The organism is Geosporobacter subterraneus DSM 17957, from assembly GCF_900142145.1.
In the GTDB taxonomy this organism is placed as follows: Bacteria; Bacillota; Clostridia; order Peptostreptococcales; family Thermotaleaceae; genus Geosporobacter; species Geosporobacter subterraneus.
Genome location: NZ_FQZV01000016.1, coordinates 22,493 through 40,206 on the forward strand (window position 1 = coordinate 22,493; position 17,714 = coordinate 40,206).

Genomic DNA, 17,714 nt, shown 5'->3' on the forward strand with positions numbered 1-17,714 from the left:
CTTGTGAATTTACGCAGAAATATATGATCATAATAACTAAAAAAGGAAAGGTAATATATATGAAAGATAATTTTAATGCACTTGGAATCAGCAGAGAAATGGTAGATCTTCTTAAGTTAGAGGGTATAACGGAACCAACTTCAATTCAGACTCAGGCCATTCCAATACTGTTATCGGGTAGGGATATCATAGGACAGGCCCAGACGGGCACGGGAAAAACATTGGCTTTTATTCTTCCCATGATGGAAAGAATAGATACAGAAAAACAACATATCCAATCACTTATAATTACGCCTACGAGGGAACTGGCGATCCAGATAACAGCAGAGGCAAGGAAGCTCGCGGCTGTAAAAGGCATAAACATATTGGCAGCCTATGGTGGACAGGATGTAGAACAGCAAATCAGAAAACTCAAGGGTAATATTCATATGGTAATCGGAACGCCGGGGAGACTGTTAGATCATCTTAGAAGAAAAAGCATAGACCTTTCCCGGCTGCATTTTCTTGTACTGGATGAAGCAGATCAAATGCTGCACATGGGTTTTTTAAAGGAAGTGGAAGATATTCTGCGGCAGACGCCAAAGAAACGCCAGACCATGTTGTTTTCTGCCACTATGCCTAAGGAAGTTCGGTCGATTGCATTACGGCATATGGATGAATCGATTCATATTCGCGTCCATAGTGAGCGTATCACCCTGGATGAGATTCATCAGGTCGTTATTGAGACAACCGATAGAGGAAAGCAGGCTGCCCTTTGCAAAGTCATTGATGAATACAGACCTTTTATGGCGATCATTTTCTGTCGTACAAAGCGTCGTGTAACAGCTCTGAATGAGGCCCTTCAGCAGCTAGGATACAATTCCGATGAATTGCATGGAGATTTAACCCAAGCAAAACGGGAGAAAGTCATGAGTGCTTTTCGAAAGATGCAGATACAACTGCTTGTGGCCACTGATGTGGCGGCAAGAGGCCTGGACATAGAGGGAGTAACACATGTATTCAACTATGATGTTCCACAGGATGCAGAGAGTTATATCCATCGTATTGGCCGGACAGGACGAGCCGGACAAAAAGGTATGGCTGTTACCTTTGCAACATCCAAGGACCGTGAAGCCTTGAATCTGATTGAGAGTGGAATTAACATGCGAATAAAAAGAAGTAAGGGTGTTAAAAAAAGTGAGCTTAAAGAAAGAAAAGCAAGTAGTGATGAGGATCGATCGAATAAGCAAAAAGCTACAAATAGCCCGCGGGGAAAGGCTTTTGGACGAAATAAAACATCGGCTAATAGTAAAAGAAATGCAGATACCCTCAGAGGTGCGGATAAAAAGCATACAAGAGGGAAGCGTCAGGATAATGCAACCAAAAAGCATCATTATCACGGGAGCAGAGCTTAACTAAATTACAAAATGCTGTATTCCATATCCTAGGGAATACAGTTTTTTGTGCAGAAAATAAAGATTTCCGTATATTTACATATTTAGTAACCATCTATATATATTAGGATGCTGTAAAGGCAGGTAAGTTTTTACTATGAAAAAGGTTTGAATGTAGATCCATATTTTGCATAAAAATAATATTTGTATTATTATAGAATATAGAAATAACAGACCACAATAGCATCTTATGATAGTCTATGGATAATATTTATACATAGTATTAAATGGAGTTTAGGTTACTACAAAGGAGCATATTGCAAAACAAAAGCATATAAGGAGGATGAAAGATGGATGTTAAAAAAGAAGCCATAAAAAAGCATAGTGAGTGGAGAGGAAAAATAGAGGTGGTTAGTACAGTACCACTTGCAAATCGTCAGGATTTATCCTTGGCTTATACACCAGGTGTAGCAGAACCATGTCTTGAAATTGAAAAGAATAAAGACCTAGTTTATGAATATACGAGAAAGTGGAATTTAGTAGCTGTTGTGACCGATGGAACAGCTGTGTTAGGGCTGGGAGATATTGGACCGGAAGCTGGTATGCCTGTGATGGAGGGAAAATGTGTACTATTTAAACACTTTGCTAATGTGGATGCCTTTCCAATTCTAATCGGTACTAAGGATACAGATAAAATTGTAGAAACAATAAAATTAATCGCTCCAACCTTTGGAGGAATTAATCTGGAGGATATTGGTGCACCTAGGTGTTTTGAAATAGAGGAAAGGCTCAAAAACGAGCTGGATATCCCAGTGTTCCACGATGATCAACACGGAACAGCTATTGTGGTAATTGCAGGTGTAATCAATGCATTGAGATTAGTGAAAAAAGATGTAAAAGATGTTACGGTTGTTGTCAACGGTGCAGGAGCAGCAGGCACAGCCATTGTTAACATGCTTATTAATTTAGGGGTTAAAGACATACTGCTTTGCGACCGACAGGGGATTTTATATCCTGGCGCACCGTTTAATGATTCTCATAAAGAAAAAATGGCAAAAATTACGAACAAAAATAAAAAACAGGGCTTACTAAAAGACGCCATGAAGGATGCAGATATTTTTATCGGTGTATCAGCAGCCAATACAGTAACAGAAGACATGGTCAGGGAAATGAATAGTAATGCAATCGTATTTGCAATGGCTAATCCTGTACCGGAAATCATGCCGGATCTTGCGAAAAAAGGCGGAGCAAGGATTGTAGGAACGGGCAGATCCGATTTCCCGAACCAAGTAAATAATGTTCTTGCATTCCCTGGTATATTCAGAGGGGCCCTGGATGTTAGAGCAAAAGAAATCAATGAGGAGATGAAGCTTGCAGCAGCCCATGCAATTGCTGAGCTGATTACTGAAGAAGAGCTGCATGAAGAATATATCATCCCCGATGCTTTTGATCTAAGAGTAGCCGATAGAATTGCTAAGGCAGTGGCGCAAGCAGCCAAAGATACAGGTGTAAGCCGGATATAACGCATAAGAGGCTAAAAACACTTTTAGAAAGAAGGATTGTAAATGGAATTTGCATTGGGATTCGATAAGAAAACCATGACATTTGAAGTGGACCAAGATAATTTAATGGGTGTATTAGAGCCAAACAAAATCAACGTTGAGAGAAGTGGAGCTGAAGAGGTAAAAAGATCACTGCTTGAACCTATTGGATCTCTCAGATTAAAGGAAATTGTTAAGGCCGGTGAAAAAATTGTAATTGTTACCAGTGATATTACGAGGCCAATGCCTAGTAAAATTGTCTTGCCCCTTCTGCTGGAAGAGCTTCATAAAGCCAATATTCCAGATTCAGATATCAAAATTGTCTTTGCCCTAGGCAGCCACAGGAAGCATACAGAAGAGGAAAAGAAATATCTTGTAGGGGAGGATATATTCAACAGGATTGAATGTATAGACTCAGATGCGGAGAACTGCATCCACCTTGGGTATACGTCTCTTGGAACGCCAATAGATATATTCAAGCCGGTTGTAGACGCAGACAGAAGAATTTGTCTCGGAAACATTGAATATCATTATTTTGCAGGATATAGCGGCGGGACAAAGGCAATCATGCCTGGAGTGGCAACCAGAGAAGCGATTCAGGCCAACCACAGCATGATGGTGAGGAAGGATGCAAAAGCAGGAACCCTGGAGGAGAACCCTCTCAGAAGGGATATTGATGAAACAGCGAACATTTTGCCAATTGATTTTATATTAAATGTAGTCTTGGATGAAAAAAAGAATATTATCAAAGCTGTTGCAGGACATTATTTAGAAGCTCATAAAGAAGGCTGCAAGTTTTTGGATCAACTGTACAAAATTAAGATAGAGCATCCGGCGGATATTGTAGTAGTTTCAGCTGGGGGATTTCCAAAGGATATTAATGTCTATCAAGCACAAAAAGCTTTAGATAATGCCCAGCATGCAGTTCGAGATGGAGGTATCATTATTTTGGCAGCTTCCTGCAAAGAAGGATTAGGAGAGCATACCTTTGAGCGATGGATGACCACCTCAAAATCTCTTGAAGAAATGATTGTAAATATACAGCAAAAATTTGAATTAGGTGGTCATAAAGCTGCAGCAATTGCTATGGTACATCAAAAGGCTAGGATATTCTTAGTTTCTGACTTAGAAGATGACTTCGTAAGAAAAATATTTTTAGAGCCTTACGCTGATATAGATGCAGCCATTAACTGTGCATATGATATTTTAGGGAGGAAAGCTAAGGTGCTGATAATGCCCTATGGTGCTTCAACACTGCCTATGATCTCCTAGATTAAAGAGGAAAGACTCAAAGTGCGCTTTACAGATTGACTATAAAAGAATCCTATGTAAAACTTTTACAAAATATTGCTCTCTATATAATAATAAAGGCGTCCCTGAGGGACGCTTTTATCATAGCGGGATTATTTACTTCTATCCTCCAGCGGTGAGTAAACTGTATGTGGGCTGGTATTTGCATAGGCAGGGCGGATAATTTTATTGTCACATACCAGCTGCTCTATGCGGTGAGCACACCAGCCGGATATTCTTGCAGCTGCGAATAAGGGAGTATAAAGCTCTGGGGGAATATTCAGCAGTTCATAAACAAAGCCTGAATAGAGGTCAACGTTTGCACAAATAGTGAAATCTTCTCCCCTTAGCTCTCTAAATAATTCTAGTGACAGTTCCTCAATATCTTTATATAAATGATATTCATCGACGCGGTCCTTTTCTACGGCCAGCTCGTAAGCCTTACTTTTTAAGAGCACAGCTCTAGGATCAGATTTTGTATAAATAGCATGCCCCATACCGTAAATGAGTCCTTCTTTATTAAAGGCTTCCTTTCGAAGGATCTTCCACAGATAATCTTTTAACTGACCCTTATTGGCAGTATCCGGTACATTGGCTTTAATATCTGCTATCATTTCACGGACTCTTAGATTGGCACCCCCATGCTTTGGACCTTTTAGGGAACCGACGGCAGCAGAGATGGCAGAATAGGTATCTGTTCCTGATGAAGAGACCACATGGGTTGCAAATGCAGAGTTATTGCCACCACCATGCTCCGCATGAATGACAAAGGATAAATCCAGCGTTTCAGCCTCCGTACGGGAATATTGATTGTCTGGACGGATCATATATAGAATATTTTCAGCAGTGCCAATTCTTCTTTGAGGTGCATGAATAAAGAGACTTTTTTTATTGAAATAATGTGCCTTTGCCTGATAACCATAAGAGATGATGGTAGGGAATCTGGCAATAAGCTGAATGCATTGTTTTAAAACATTTGAGATACTAGTATCGTCTGGATTTATGTCCTGGGAATACAGAACCAATATGCTTCTTTGCAATTTATTCATGATGTCCTTGCTGGGAATTTTTAAAATCATATTTTCTGTAAAACTGCCGGGCAGTTCCCGCTCCTCATCCAGAATCTGATTAAATTCCTCTAACTCTGATTTAGTGGGCAGCTTGCCAAATAACAGCAAATAGGTGCATTCCTCAAAGCCTCTTCTTTGTTCACTTTGAAATCCTAAAACAAATTCTTTAAGATCGATACCTCTATAATATAGCTTTCCTTCTGTCGGAACCTTAATTTGATTGACCAGCTCATAACCCTTAACATCACCAACGCTGGTTAAGCCTACAACGACACCGGTTCCGTTTTCGTTACGGAGGCCTCTTTTGACATTGAACTGCTTATATAAATCAGGGTGAATATAATTGTTCTTTTCAGCCAATGCGGCTAAACGTGAATATATGTGTTCGTGAATCAAGCTGCTCATTGTTCAAACCTCCTACAAGTTATTATTTTTTAATGTTAAAATCTTTTCAATGATAGCTCTTGACATTTCCGTCGTTGTAGCATTGCCGCCTAGATCCTTTGTAATGTGCTCACCCTGTTGGATGATTTCCTTAACTGCCAGATAGATTAAATCTGCAGAATCCTTTTCACCTAAATGTTCAAGCATCATTGCACCAGATAGAATAACAGCTGTGGGATTGGCTGCATTCTTTCCGGCGATATCCGGTGCACTGCCGTGTACAGCCTCGAAAATAGCCATACTATTTCCTATATTTGCGCCTGGAACCAGACCTAAACCGCCAACCAGACCTGCACAAAGGTCGGATAAAATATCTCCATATAGATTGGTCGTTGCAATCACCTCAAACTGAGCAGGATTCATTACCAGCTGCATGCACATATTGTCTACGATCACTTCTTGGAGTTGAATTTCTGGATATGCCTTGGCGATATCCCGAGCACATGCCAAAAACAATCCATCGGTGAGTTTCATGATATTTGCCTTATGAACCACGGCAACCTTCGATTTGTGATTGGCTTTTGCATAATCAAAGGCCGCTTGTATAATTCTCCGTGACCCCTTTTCTGTAATTCGCTTTGCTGCTTCTGCGATCCCTGGAGAGATCATCTTTTCGATACCGATATATAAATCCTCTGTATTTTCACGGAAGATCACAAGATCGATGTTTGAAAATGGAACCCTTATCCCAGGAATTGATTTTACAGGACGAATATTTGCAAATAAATCATACTTCTTTCGAAGTAAAACATTGATGCTCTGAAATCCTTGGCCGATGGGTGTTGTAATGGGCCCCTTAAGTGCGACTCTGTTCTTTTCCAGACTATCATATACCTTTTGAGGAATCAGAATTCCCTCTTTGGCGTATACATCTAAGCCTGCATTAACCATATCCCATTCAATGACAACACCAGTGGCATCGATGACATTTTTTGCTGTTTCGATGATTTCAGGGCCAATACCATCTCCAGGAATAAGTGTAATCTTATACATTTGTGTCACCTACCTTATGATCATGATTTGATTGCTTTGCATAATTTAAATATCCTCCTGCCTTAAGAATAGCAGCGTCTCTTTCAGAACCAGTAAATTGTAGGGGAATAGTAATATCTTTTGTGTCATTGTATAGTAGAATATTCTTCTGGCTGTCGAGGCCATCTGGATGAATCAGCAATCGCAGGTCATCTAAAAGATCCAGCAGCAGGTAATCATCCTTATGAACAAATGTTAGGGGAAGAATACCGGCATTAATGAGATTTGCTTTATGAATACGGGCAAAGGATTTCGCAAGAATAGCTTTTATCCCTAGATAAAGGGGAACCAAAGCAGCATGCTCCCGACTTGATCCCTGGCCGTAGTTTTCCCCGCCAATAATAAAACCTCCGTTGTTTTCTTTTGCAATATTGTGAAAATCCTTTGCAATCGTACCAAAACAGTATTTTGAAAGCTCCGGTATATTAGATCTATAGGGCAGCAGTCCTGCATGGGAAGGCACAATATCATCGGTGGTTACATTGTCCCCGATTTTTAACAATACTTTTCCTGCCAATACAGATTTCAGGGGATAATTAACAGGAAAGGGCTTAATATTGGGGCCCATAAAAACCTTTAGATCTTTCCGTTCTTTTGGAGGATAAATAAAATAATGCTTGGAAATATGATATCGTTCAGGAATTTCTACAACTGGATGATCGCCGCAGCTTCCAGGATCTTTTAAAACCCCGGCTATTGCAGAACAGGCAGCAGTTTCAGGACTTACTAGATAAACGCTGGCATCCTTCGTACCGCATCTGCCTTCAAAATTTCTATTAAAGGTTCTTAGAGATACGGCCTTTGATTTAGGAGCCTGCCCCATGCCTATACAGGGACCGCAGGCAGCTTCCAGTATTCTTGCACCTGCATCAATTAATATTCCAAGTGCACCGTTATCGGACAGCATTTTTAATATACTGCTGGAACCAGGTGCGATTACCAGGCTTACCTCAGGATGTACTTTCTTACCCTCAAGAATCTTAGCAACCTTCATTAAATCTGTATAGGATGAATTTGTACAGCTGCCTATGGCTACTTGATCAATTTTTATTTCATCCACTTCATCAATGGCTTTCACGTGATCAGGGCTGTGAGGAAGTGCACACATTGGTGATATTTCACTTAGGTTAACCTGTATTTTTTCATCATAAAAGGCATCCTGATCTGCATATAAAGGAACATAATCCTGTCCCCGGCCTTGTTTTGCAAGAAAATTTTTTGTTACCTCATCACTGGGAAAAATAGAAGAAGTTGCACCTAATTCAGCCCCCATATTTGCGATGGTTGCACGATCGGTCACAGAGAGATGTTGGATGCCTTCGCCCGAATATTCAAGTATGAAACCTACACCACCTTTAACGCTTAATCGTTTCAAAATATATAAAATAACGTCTTTTGCTGAAACCCATGGCTGAAGGCTTCCAATCAGCTCAATATTCATTACCTTAGGAACCTTTAAGTAATAGTAGCCTTTTGCCATAGCAACGGCCACATCTAAACCTCCGGCACCAATGCTAAGCATGCCCAGACCGCCGCAGGTTGGGGTGTGACTGTCAGAACCAATAAGTACTTGACCAGGCTTTGCAAATCTTTCTAAATGAAGCTGATGGCATATACCATTGCCTGGTTTAGAAAATATAATACCGTATTTGGCTGCAGCAGTTTTAATAAATTCATGATCATCTGCATTCTCAAATCCCGTCTGCAATGTATTATGATCAACATATGCTACAGATAGCTCTGTTTGAATATTTTCTACACCCATGGCCTCAAGCTGCAGGTAGGTCATAGTCCCTGTAGAATCCTGCGTTAATGTTTGATGAACACGAATAGATATTTCTGAGCCAACAGATGCTTCACCGAAGACTAGGTTACTTTCAATAATCTTAGAAACAATATTTTTACCCAATGAACTCATCTCCTAACCTAATTGTATAATTGTATACAATTATACAAACAAAGAACGTCATATGTCAAGAGGGAAAAGTAAGATACTTGAAATTTCAGCATATTCGAAGTAAAATACTACAGACGGGTAATTTATTTTCCAAATAATTAATCTATCATATCAAAAAATAAGAGAAGGGACAAGAACTATGTCTACAGACCTATGCAGCTAATGATTAAGAAATAATGCTTTTGTGATATAATCGATCTAATAATAATCAACGACAGGGGGTGCCATATGGCAATTGTTGATATCATTTTAAAGATTGATACAGCATTTCTGTTAAAAGAGATAGTTTTTGTTGGGGATGCGGACAAATGGTTTCAAGATAATTATTGGGAAGCAATGAGAGAGCAGAAAATCGATTATATTTTGGGGCATTCTATCAAGCCAGAGGGTGGAATTGTTGAGCTGCAGAATAAATTCTTTAAGTACCAATGGATTAAGGGTGCACAAGAAAGCACAGTTTTCTTAAGCCGTGATGGCGTATTGCTGGAACTTTATGAACAAACAATACGCTATGCAGCAGAAGGTATTCAGATTTATGATCGAAATGGGTATTTTTTATATGCAAATCCAGCCAGCGAGGATCTGGAATTTTATAAGAATGAAGACTTTAAAGGAAAGCATATTTTGGATTTATATGACTTAAAGGAAGAGTATAGCACGATTTTAACCGTATTAAGAACACAAAAACCGGTTATTAATCGATGTGATCGCTTTAAAATGAAAACCGGAAAGGCCTTGACTACTATTAATAATGGATATCCATTAAAGATAGATGATATTTTATATGGTGCAGTAGTCTTTGAAAGCGATTTATCTGCTTTAAAGCGAATCAAGAATCGCACAACAAATTTGGAGGCCTATGTGGAAGGCAGACAGTCTGCTGGGCAAGAGCAGCTATATACTTTTGATGATATCGTCCATGTATCTGATAAAATGAAAAACATGATCCTTTTTGCAAAAAAAGTATCGCTAACGGATTCTTCTGTACTAATCGTTGGCGCTACCGGTACCGGCAAGGAACTAATGGCACAGAGTATTCATTCTTTTAGTCCAAGAAGAGACAAACCATTTATTGATATTAACTGCAGTGCTGTTCCTAGTAACCTTTTTGAAAGCCTGTTCTTTGGAACAGAAAAAGGAGCCTTTACTGGAAGCGTTGCAAAAAAGGGATTTTTTGAAATGGCTGATGGAGGAACAATATTTTTAGATGAAGTGAATTCAATAAATGTTGAAATGCAGGCGAAGCTTTTGAGAGTACTTCAGGAGAAGAGGTTCCAAAGAATTGGTGGTCAGAAGTATTTAAGATGTGATGTAAGAGTTATTGCAGCAGCTAATGAAGATCTCTATGAGCTGATGAAGGAACAAAAAATCAGAAAGGACTTCTATTATAGGCTTTCAGCAATCAAAATAGACATTCTTCCTTTAAATGAGCGAAAGGAAGACATACCGATTCTAGCCAGGTATTTTTTGATTGAATTGTGCAATCAATATAACAGACCCCAATTAGTGATCTCAAAGCAAGTTTTAGATGTGTTTCTCGAATATAATTGGCCTGGAAATGTAAGAGAACTTCAGCATGTTATGGAATATGTATTCAACTGTGCTCCCGAGGATGTTGAGGAGGTAGGCCTTGAATATTTACCTGACTACCTGTTAACTTCATCAGTGGCAAGCCTCTATTGTGTTCAGGATGCTAAAAATCATAGATTTTGCATTAATGAGGACGAAACTTTAGAGAATCAATTGGCCTATTTAGAAAAGGAGATTATATACAAAAAGCTTCAAAGTCATGGAGGGAATATTACAAAGACCGCAAAATCCTTGGGGATAAGCAGACAAAGCCTACAATATAGAATGAAAAAAGTGGGTATTACTGCGGAATAGAGCAAAAAAAATTTGCACAGGTGCCAATGATCTTGGCACCTGTCGCGTTAGTAAAATACTACATCTTTTTCTTGTAAAAAGACAGGTGCAAAATAATTATGCTTGCATTTAGTATGTTAACGTAAGAATTTTAAAAAAATCAATACTATTCTGTATAGCATTCAATAAAAACCCTGAAAAATAGTAATTTATAGGATGAAGATTAAGTGAGGTAAGGTGAAAGCTGTTGGCATTTATTTTGCATTATAATCATCGAAAGAGGTGATATTATGTTAAATACTGTAAAAAAAGCTCAAGAAATCAAAGAAGTTGTTTTAGGTGATAAAATTAACATTGAGGAATTTGTCGCAGTGGCACGTTTTGGTGCTAAGGTTCAATTCTCCGAGAACTATAAAAACAAGGTAATTAAAGCGAGAGGACTTGTGGATAAATGGGTTGAAGAAAATCGTATTATGTATGGAATTACTACTGGTTTCGGAGTCCTATGTACTAAAGTGATTTCAGCTGAGGAAACAGCAAAACTACAGAAAAACATTGTTTTATCCCATTCTACTTCTGTAGGAGAACCATTGTCAGTGGAAGAGGCACGGGGAACCATGCTGATGATCTTGCAAAATGTTGGACGGGGTTTCAGTGGGGCAAGATTGGAAACGATAGAAATGTATAGACAATTCCTAAATTTAGGACTTACCCCCTTTGCTCCGAAGGAGGGATCAGTAGGATATCTATGTCCGGAAGCACATATGGCTCTTGTACTGATTGGAGAAGGAAAAGCCTTTTTGGAGGGAGAACTGCTTCCTTCTAAGGAAGCGCTGCATCGGGTAGGGTTAGAACCTATTGCCTTAGCATCCAAGGAAGGTTTGGTGCTGACCAATGGAACTACCAGTGCAACGGCCTTAGGTGCATTGGCATTGTATGACATGCTAAAGGCAGCTATATGTGCAGATATTATTGGAGCTATGACTCTGGAGGTGTCTAAAGGCACTACAAGGGCTTTCGATGAACGATTGATGTCTGTTCGTCCCCATGAAGAACAGAAGCAAACCGCTGAAAATGTAAGAAGGTTATTGCAAGATTCTCAAATTGCCAAAGCCCATGAACATTATCGACTTCAGGATGCCCTGTCTATTCGATGCATTCCTCAACTTCATGGTGCAGCTAAGAAAACCCTTAGAGATGCGCTAAGAACGATAGAAGTAGAGATAAACGGCTGTTCTGATAATCCGATCATCTATCCTGAGGGTGAAGATGGTGAGGCAATATCAGGAGGAAATCCTGATTCATCATATGTAGGAATTGAGATGGACTCCGCATGTATTGCAGCTGCTATGCTGGGAAAAATGTCAGAGCGAAGGAACAATCGCCTTATAGACGGAAATCTTTCTGAGTACCCATGGTTTTTAATTAAGAAGCCAGGCTTGAACTCAGGCTTAATGATACCTCAGTATACTCAGGCGGGCTTGCTCAGCGATATGAAAATATTATCCCACCCCGCTACTGCAGATGGAATTCCAACCTGTGGAAACCAGGAAGATTATGTGGCCATGGGTTATAATGCATCAAAAAAAGCCAGACAAGTAGCAGAGAAACTTGAATATATTTTAGCCATCGAATTGCTTTCTGTATACCAGGCTCATCAGTTTATGGAAAAGAACTTATCGGCTGGAACAGCTACTCAGGCAGTACTGGAAGAGATCGGGAGGACAGTGCCGATCATGGAGGAGGATATGTTTTTATATCCACACATTAATACATTGAGGGAGTTGATCCATACTGGGAAACTGCTCGATTTGGTTGAAGATAAGATTGGAAAGCTCCAGTAAACAATGAAGTATGTCAAATAAACTATCATAGAAACAACATGTAGATCTTATGATTGATGGACAGTCCGTACTAGAACAATTAAGCAGCAAAGCAATTCTGCTTCTTTGTTACCTGGCTGCCCACAGGGGAAAAATATTGTCAAGAGAGAAACTGGCTGCATTATTCTAGGATTCTGGAAATATGGAAAGGGCCAGATACAAAAAAGTATATGAGCAAATACAAAACTATGACAACGAAACCAATATCAAAGAAGATAGCTACAGAGATATAAAAAAAGTCATTATAAAGCAGAAATTTTTTACATAAATGAACAGAATTTAAATGACTTTATTGAAACGATCAATCAAAAGGAGAGAAAGCAGGTTGTGCGTAGTAATTGTTTGCCCTTGGATGCGTTGGACTATTACTGGATGACTGATTTTATTGAAGCAATCTTAGACACTGTTCATCAAAATATTCTACAAAAAGTTCCTCCTTGGTGCTGGCAAGATTTATATAGGGTTTGCGGTAAACTTTCAATCATCATGGATAGGGTTACAGCACTGGATTATCTATCGGTTGAGGCGGAAAAAATAAGAATATCTGCAGCATTCAATACATTGATCCATACTCTCTGCAAAGAGGCAGGCTTGATATTATGCATATCTAATATTCAATGGATGGATCTATGCTCATTTAATTGCTTGAAGCATGCACTTTTTAAGAATCTTTTTCCACCTATGACGTTGGTACTCACTGGGAAGGAAAATGACACAAAGCTTATAGAATTGCAGAGATATTTTTCCCATTCAAAGTTTATAGTTTTTTATTCGGATCAATGTTATAATAGTTACCGAAATGAGAGGTGATGAGGTTGGACAGTATTTCAGGGCAGGGATGTGAGATCCTGGTTCCTTTTGAAGAGAGAAAATCCTTGGAGGAAATTGAGAAGAGCATTATAACCAAGTATAGGAAGCATATTTGGTCAAAATTTATCAAAGCTTTAAAGGATTATCAGCTGATTGAAGACGGAGATAGAATTGCTGTTGCTATATCCGGCGGAAAAGATAGTATGCTGATGGCCAAGCTGTTTCAAGAATTAAAAAAGCATGGAAGAGACAACTTTTCACTGGAGTTTATTGTAATGGACCCCGGTTATCATCCGGATATTAAGCGGCTCATGATGGATAATTGTCAATATCTTAATATTCCCATCCAAATTTTCGAATCTGGAATTTTTAATATTGTTGATACTATCGCCAATGACTATCCCTGCTACATGTGTGCGAAAATGAGGCGGGGTGCACTTTATAAAAGGGCTCAGGCTTTAGGCTGCAATAAATTAGCTTTAGGCCATCACTTCAATGACGTCATTGAGACAACCATGCTCAACATGCTCTATACCGGAAGCTTTAAGACCATGCTTCCTAAGCTAAGATCTTCCAATCACAAAGGGTTGGAGCTTATTCGTCCAATGTATCATATTGAAGAGCGGCATATAGAACAATTTACCCAGGAAAGCGGTATCTGGCCATTAAATTGTGCATGTATGGTGGCTGCAAAGAAGACAGGCAATAAACGCTACGAAATGAAGAGTTTGATACAGGATTTAAAGAAGAATTTTAAAGACGTCGACAAATCCATATTTAATGCTGCACAAAATATTAATATGAATGCTGTTTTAGGCTGGGAAAAAGATGGGCAACACTATTCCTACCTGGATTTTTATGATGAAGAGTAAAAAAATCCCTCAGAAGAGGGATTTTTTCTGCTATGAATGAATATCATTTTGTGGATCATATACTTCTCTGAATTCATAATCCAGAATAGTATCTAAAATTCTATTGGATAGCTCCTCTGATAATGGTTCATCAAAAAAAAGAAGGCCTTGATGATGGTATTTACTGCTGATAACATCCCTTGCGATCACTCTTCCTTCATAGCCATTTAGCACATCATTGATTTCATGGCCCAGTTTAGGATATATTTCATATTCATGCCAAGTAATAAAACCGATTAGGGATTCGGCAACAGCATCATCAAATCCTGCGTTCCTAAGAACCTCATGCCAGCTTTTATCAAGAATACTCATTAAAGGATACCTCCCAAATTAAAAACTGTTATGCTTAGCATGATGTTTTTCTGCGAAAATTATCCATACTTGAAGAAGGTAAAAGGAAATATTTAATGAAAAAGAGGTGCGGAATTAATCCGCACCTCTGACTATCTATAGAACACATGGTTACCAATTCTCATTACATAAGTTTTATTTTGTACAATCCATCGTCCGGCTGATTTATCAGGATTAAAAAAGTATGTGGCATCTCCAACGGGTCTTACCCCGTTTAGTGCATCCTTTGCTGCATTAATACTATCTTGATTTGGTGTGTTGTAGATGGTTCCTTCAGCAACGGGACAGAATTGTGGGATACCTTGATAGTTCTCAAAGATTACCCCTTTAACCGTGCTCGGGAATGAGGATGAACGAACTCTGTTGAGTACAACATTTCCTACGGCAACTTTACCTCTATAGGATTCCGCTTCAGATTCCGCATGAATAATGCGGGACAGCCAATACAAATCATCTTCACGATAAGCTCCCCTTGAAACTGGCTGAGCAAATAATGCAGTTTGAGTCTCAATACCGGCGATTCCGTCAATTCTCAGCTTATTGGCAATTTGAAAATTAATTACAGCTCTCTCCGTTTTCAAACCATAGATACCATCAGCAGAATCTTTTAGATGGCCCCTATTAATCAATGCTTGCTGCAAACGTGTAACAGCCGGGCCTCTGCTTCGAAACTTTAAGACAGTATACTCACTGGCATAGACATTCGATATGGATGTTGATAGAAATAATAGAATCATCAAAAAAGCTACAATAGATTTTTTATGCAATCTCATGCACAATACACTCCTTCCTTAAATCGCTTCCGAAGTTAGCTGACGGGTTCGGGATAGAAGGATCCCTACCATGCAGAACATGGATTAACCCCTGAATTGGTTCCTCCGTACCCGGACAAGTCCGGGATTCAGCAAATGTAATGTGGTAACATAGTGCTTATTATATAAGAAAGTATGACATTATGTCAACCTTCAGAAAATATTAACAAATCTTGTAAAATCTACCCGATAAGTAGTATACAGATTCTGGCCTTGCAGCGAACACGACCTATGTTTATGGGATTAAAGTGATTTATAGCATCAATCCAGAGGAACCCCTGTACTCAAATACTGCTTCAGCCACAACACCGCCAGATAACATCTTGTTGTAGACGCGTAAATCTATAAAAAAATGTAAAGGGTTAGGCCAGTGGGGTTTTTATGGGCTAGCCCTTATAAATTTAACAGAAAACATCCATGATTCATTAAAAAATACGTATCAGGCCAACCTGAAAAGTGATATAATGTTAGCGCAAATATATTTCAATAGTCGAAATAATATACATAGGGGGACGTATATGTTACAAGCACATTACGGGGAAATAGCAGCATTTGCAACTGCAATTTGCTGGACAGTAACAGCAGTGGCCTTTGAGACCGCTGGGAGAAGGGTAGGGTCATTATCTGTAAACCTGATACGTTTAGTAATGGCTTTTTTTCTATTAAGTATATTTACGTTTTTCACTAGAGGAATGTTTTTACCCTTTGATGCAACGGCTACGATGTGGTTTTGGTTGATTTTATCGGGCTTAATTGGTTTTGTATTGGGGGACCTCTTTCTTTTTCAAGCTTATGTAGAGGTTGGGTCTCGGATTTCCATGCTAATCATGTCTACCGCACCACCGATTACTGCTTTCCTGGGATTTTTTATACTAGGTGAGTGCATTTCCCCAATGAATCTTTTAGGAATGGCTGTAACAATTGGCGGGATTGCTTTAGTAATTCTTGTGAAGAATACTGGAGAGAGCAAAGTGGAAGTATCTAAACCCCTGAAGGGTTTGCTTTACGCATTTATTGGTGCGCTGGGACAAGCACTTGGCTTGATTCTGAGCAAATTTGGCATGGGGAGCTACAGCCCTTTTGCTGCAACCCAGATAAGAATCATCGCTGGCATTATAGGCTTTGTTATCGTGGTTACCTTAAGACAGGGCTGGGGCAGTTTAATGGACTCATTAAAAGACCAAAAAGCCATGACTGCTATTTCAATTGGAGCAGCTTTTGGCCCCTTCATCGGTGTGTCTCTATCCCTTCTGGCCATTCAACATACTACCACGGGAATTGCTTCCACTATCATGTCCATTACTCCTGTTTTAATCATTCCGGCTGCTATATTTATGTTTAAGGAAAAAGTAACGCAAAAAGAAATATTAGGGGCTGTCATTACCGTGATTGGAGTATCGCTGCTGTTCCTATAGGTTAACCTTGAATATTAAGGTTCTTTCTGTCAACGAAGGAACCTTTTTATTGTCAAGGAAAGTATAGATTAGCTAGAGCTTTAATAAAAGTAATTTCAAGGCTTAAGGTATTTCATAATATTTTAAGGCAATAAAAAAGCAGGGGTTATAGGGGATGAAATCCCCTGCCGCAGTAAGAGGGGTGCTCAGACTGCCTTGCAGTCGTTGAAGGGGAAATAGGTTCCCCTAGCGATGTGCTTTTTTTATGTGCTCAGGATTGAAAATATGTGGATAAGGGTATGTTAAGGTTAGTACGCGAGCAATATTCAAAACAAAAATGGAGGATGGAGAGGATGGATAAAAGAATATTTCAGAAGCCTGATAAAGAAGAGATAAAAAGAGGTTGACTTCAATACAGTATGCAGTTACCCAGAAAAATGGCACCGAGCCTCCTTTTGAAAATGAGTTCTGGAACTGGAGACCTTAAGCATCTTTTCGAAAAGTAAGGATAGCCGCATATTCTATAGAATCTGCTCCATACTAATGCCAAGGAGGGATGTTTAATGGATGTTAAAGCTAAAATTATTAAGATTCGAAAAAACGCTCAAGGAGATATTACAGATGTGATGCTGAATGATGGCAATGTATATTCGGTAAATGACGCCATTGCATTAGCAAAGGATCATAAAATTGAAGGAGTGAACGTAGGTCAGGCTAGAAATGGCAGAGAGTATTTAAGGAGCAATCCAAACGATATTCAAAGCGACAATTTGGACAATTTACCGATTTTTTGATCTTGAATTTTGTCAACAGATTATATATTGCATCCTAAATCACAGATATTTTGCTGTACGATTATAAAGTACAGCTCTTTTTTGTTTGTTAGGGAGGAAGCATGTAAAAAAAACAGAAATAATATAGAATAACTACTATGGAGGAAAAGCATATGAACTCAGTTTTTACATCTAGTGCACCAACGCCGG

The 17,714-nt window shown here is 39.1% G+C and carries 13 protein-coding genes and 1 riboswitch; of the genes, 8 read left to right on the top strand and 5 right to left on the bottom strand.

The window, feature by feature from the left end; all coding sequences use genetic code 11:
• Positions 1-59 precede the first annotated feature (59 nt).
• The 3 genes from BUB56_RS07005 (at position 60) to BUB56_RS07015 (ending at position 4,186) form a co-directional block, all read left to right on the top strand.
• Positions 60-1,394: a DEAD/DEAH box helicase gene (locus BUB56_RS07005; protein WP_110940713.1), complete on the top strand. Its 1,335-nt coding sequence runs from the start codon at positions 60-62 to the stop codon at positions 1,392-1,394.
• 329 nt (positions 1,395-1,723) lie between these two features.
• Positions 1,724-2,896 (top strand): NAD(P)-dependent malic enzyme, encoded by a 1,173-nt coding sequence (locus tag BUB56_RS07010; RefSeq protein ID WP_110940664.1) that lies wholly within the window; start codon positions 1,724-1,726, stop codon positions 2,894-2,896.
• Positions 2,897-2,938: 42 nt separating this feature from the next.
• The gene (locus BUB56_RS07015; protein WP_110940665.1) at positions 2,939-4,186 is read left to right on the top strand and encodes a nickel-dependent malate racemase, LarAH6 family; all 1,248 of its coding nucleotides are present in this window, start codon (positions 2,939-2,941) and stop codon (positions 4,184-4,186) included.
• A gap of 131 nt (positions 4,187-4,317) precedes the next feature.
• Here BUB56_RS07015 and BUB56_RS07020 read toward each other — a convergent pair whose 3' ends face one another.
• Genes BUB56_RS07020 through BUB56_RS07030 form a run of 3 tightly spaced genes read right to left on the bottom strand, consistent with a single transcriptional unit; the run spans position 4,318 to position 8,659 of the window.
• Positions 4,318-5,679: a citrate/2-methylcitrate synthase gene (locus BUB56_RS07020; RefSeq protein ID WP_110940666.1), complete on the bottom strand. Its 1,362-nt coding sequence runs from the start codon at positions 5,677-5,679 to the stop codon at positions 4,318-4,320.
• Between the two features lie 12 nt (positions 5,680-5,691).
• On the bottom strand, positions 5,692-6,711 hold the full coding sequence (locus BUB56_RS07025) for an isocitrate/isopropylmalate dehydrogenase family protein (RefSeq protein WP_110940667.1): 1,020 nt from the start codon (positions 6,709-6,711) through the stop codon (positions 5,692-5,694).
• Positions 6,704-8,659 carry an aconitate hydratase gene (locus BUB56_RS07030; protein WP_110940668.1) on the bottom strand — a complete coding sequence of 652 codons (1,956 nt, stop codon included), beginning with the start codon at positions 8,657-8,659 and terminating at the stop codon, positions 6,704-6,706. Before BUB56_RS07030 ends, BUB56_RS07025 begins: the two co-directional genes overlap by 8 nt.
• A gap of 276 nt (positions 8,660-8,935) precedes the next feature.
• Here BUB56_RS07030 and BUB56_RS07035 point away from each other — a divergent pair, with 276 nt between their 5' ends.
• The 3 genes from BUB56_RS07035 to BUB56_RS07050 all read left to right on the top strand — a co-directional run bounded on the left by BUB56_RS07035 (position 8,936) and on the right by BUB56_RS07050 (position 14,135).
• Positions 8,936-10,591, top strand: a complete 1,656-nt coding sequence (locus BUB56_RS07035) for a sigma-54 interaction domain-containing protein (protein ID WP_110940669.1) — start codon at positions 8,936-8,938, stop codon at positions 10,589-10,591.
• 269 nt (positions 10,592-10,860) lie between these two features.
• Positions 10,861-12,414, top strand: coding sequence for an HAL/PAL/TAL family ammonia-lyase (locus BUB56_RS07040; protein ID WP_110940670.1), 1,554 nt, complete (start codon positions 10,861-10,863; stop codon positions 12,412-12,414).
• 848 nt (positions 12,415-13,262) lie between these two features.
• Positions 13,263-14,135: a tRNA 2-thiocytidine biosynthesis TtcA family protein gene (locus BUB56_RS07050; RefSeq protein WP_408606940.1), complete on the top strand. Its 873-nt coding sequence runs from the start codon at positions 13,263-13,265 to the stop codon at positions 14,133-14,135.
• A gap of 30 nt (positions 14,136-14,165) precedes the next feature.
• Here BUB56_RS07050 and BUB56_RS07055 read toward each other — a convergent pair whose 3' ends face one another.
• Both BUB56_RS07055 and BUB56_RS07060 read right to left on the bottom strand, forming a co-directional pair.
• Entirely contained in the window at positions 14,166-14,486 is a 321-nt protein-coding gene (locus BUB56_RS07055; RefSeq protein ID WP_110940673.1) for a hypothetical protein, read from the bottom strand.
• A 131-nt stretch (positions 14,487-14,617) separates the two neighbouring features.
• Positions 14,618-15,298 (bottom strand): cell wall hydrolase, encoded by a 681-nt coding sequence (locus BUB56_RS07060; protein WP_110940674.1) that lies wholly within the window; start codon positions 15,296-15,298, stop codon positions 14,618-14,620.
• A gap of 8 nt (positions 15,299-15,306) precedes the next feature.
• Positions 15,307-15,442: riboswitch (cyclic di-AMP (ydaO/yuaA leader) on the bottom strand.
• A gap of 413 nt (positions 15,443-15,855) precedes the next feature.
• Between BUB56_RS07060 and BUB56_RS07065 the strand changes: the two genes are divergently transcribed.
• The gene (locus tag BUB56_RS07065) at positions 15,856-16,752 is read left to right on the top strand and encodes a DMT family transporter (RefSeq protein ID WP_110940675.1); all 897 of its coding nucleotides are present in this window, start codon (positions 15,856-15,858) and stop codon (positions 16,750-16,752) included.
• 542 nt (positions 16,753-17,294) lie between these two features.
• Positions 17,295-17,525: a DUF3892 domain-containing protein gene (locus BUB56_RS07075; RefSeq protein ID WP_110940677.1), complete on the top strand. Its 231-nt coding sequence runs from the start codon at positions 17,295-17,297 to the stop codon at positions 17,523-17,525.
• Positions 17,526-17,714: the final 189 nt, after the last annotated feature.

Coding starts and splice junctions, on each gene's coding strand:
- BUB56_RS07005 (WP_110940713.1), top strand. CDS start 60: ATGAAAGATAATTTTAATGCACTTGGAATCAGCAGAGAAATGGTAGAT.
- BUB56_RS07010 (WP_110940664.1), top strand. CDS start 1,724: ATGGATGTTAAAAAAGAAGCCATAAAAAAGCATAGTGAGTGGAGAGGA.
- BUB56_RS07015 (WP_110940665.1), top strand. CDS start 2,939: ATGGAATTTGCATTGGGATTCGATAAGAAAACCATGACATTTGAAGTG.
- BUB56_RS07020 (WP_110940666.1), bottom strand. CDS start 5,679: ATGAGCAGCTTGATTCACGAACACATATATTCACGTTTAGCCGCATTG.
- BUB56_RS07025 (WP_110940667.1), bottom strand. CDS start 6,711: ATGTATAAGATTACACTTATTCCTGGAGATGGTATTGGCCCTGAAATC.
- BUB56_RS07035 (WP_110940669.1), top strand. CDS start 8,936: ATGGCAATTGTTGATATCATTTTAAAGATTGATACAGCATTTCTGTTA.
- BUB56_RS07040 (WP_110940670.1), top strand. CDS start 10,861: ATGTTAAATACTGTAAAAAAAGCTCAAGAAATCAAAGAAGTTGTTTTA.
- BUB56_RS07050 (WP_408606940.1), top strand. CDS start 13,263: ATGAGGTTGGACAGTATTTCAGGGCAGGGATGTGAGATCCTGGTTCCT.
- BUB56_RS07055 (WP_110940673.1), bottom strand. CDS start 14,486: ATGAGTATTCTTGATAAAAGCTGGCATGAGGTTCTTAGGAACGCAGGA.
- BUB56_RS07060 (WP_110940674.1), bottom strand. CDS start 15,298: ATGAGATTGCATAAAAAATCTATTGTAGCTTTTTTGATGATTCTATTA.
- BUB56_RS07065 (WP_110940675.1), top strand. CDS start 15,856: ATGTTACAAGCACATTACGGGGAAATAGCAGCATTTGCAACTGCAATT.
- BUB56_RS07075 (WP_110940677.1), top strand. CDS start 17,295: ATGGATGTTAAAGCTAAAATTATTAAGATTCGAAAAAACGCTCAAGGA.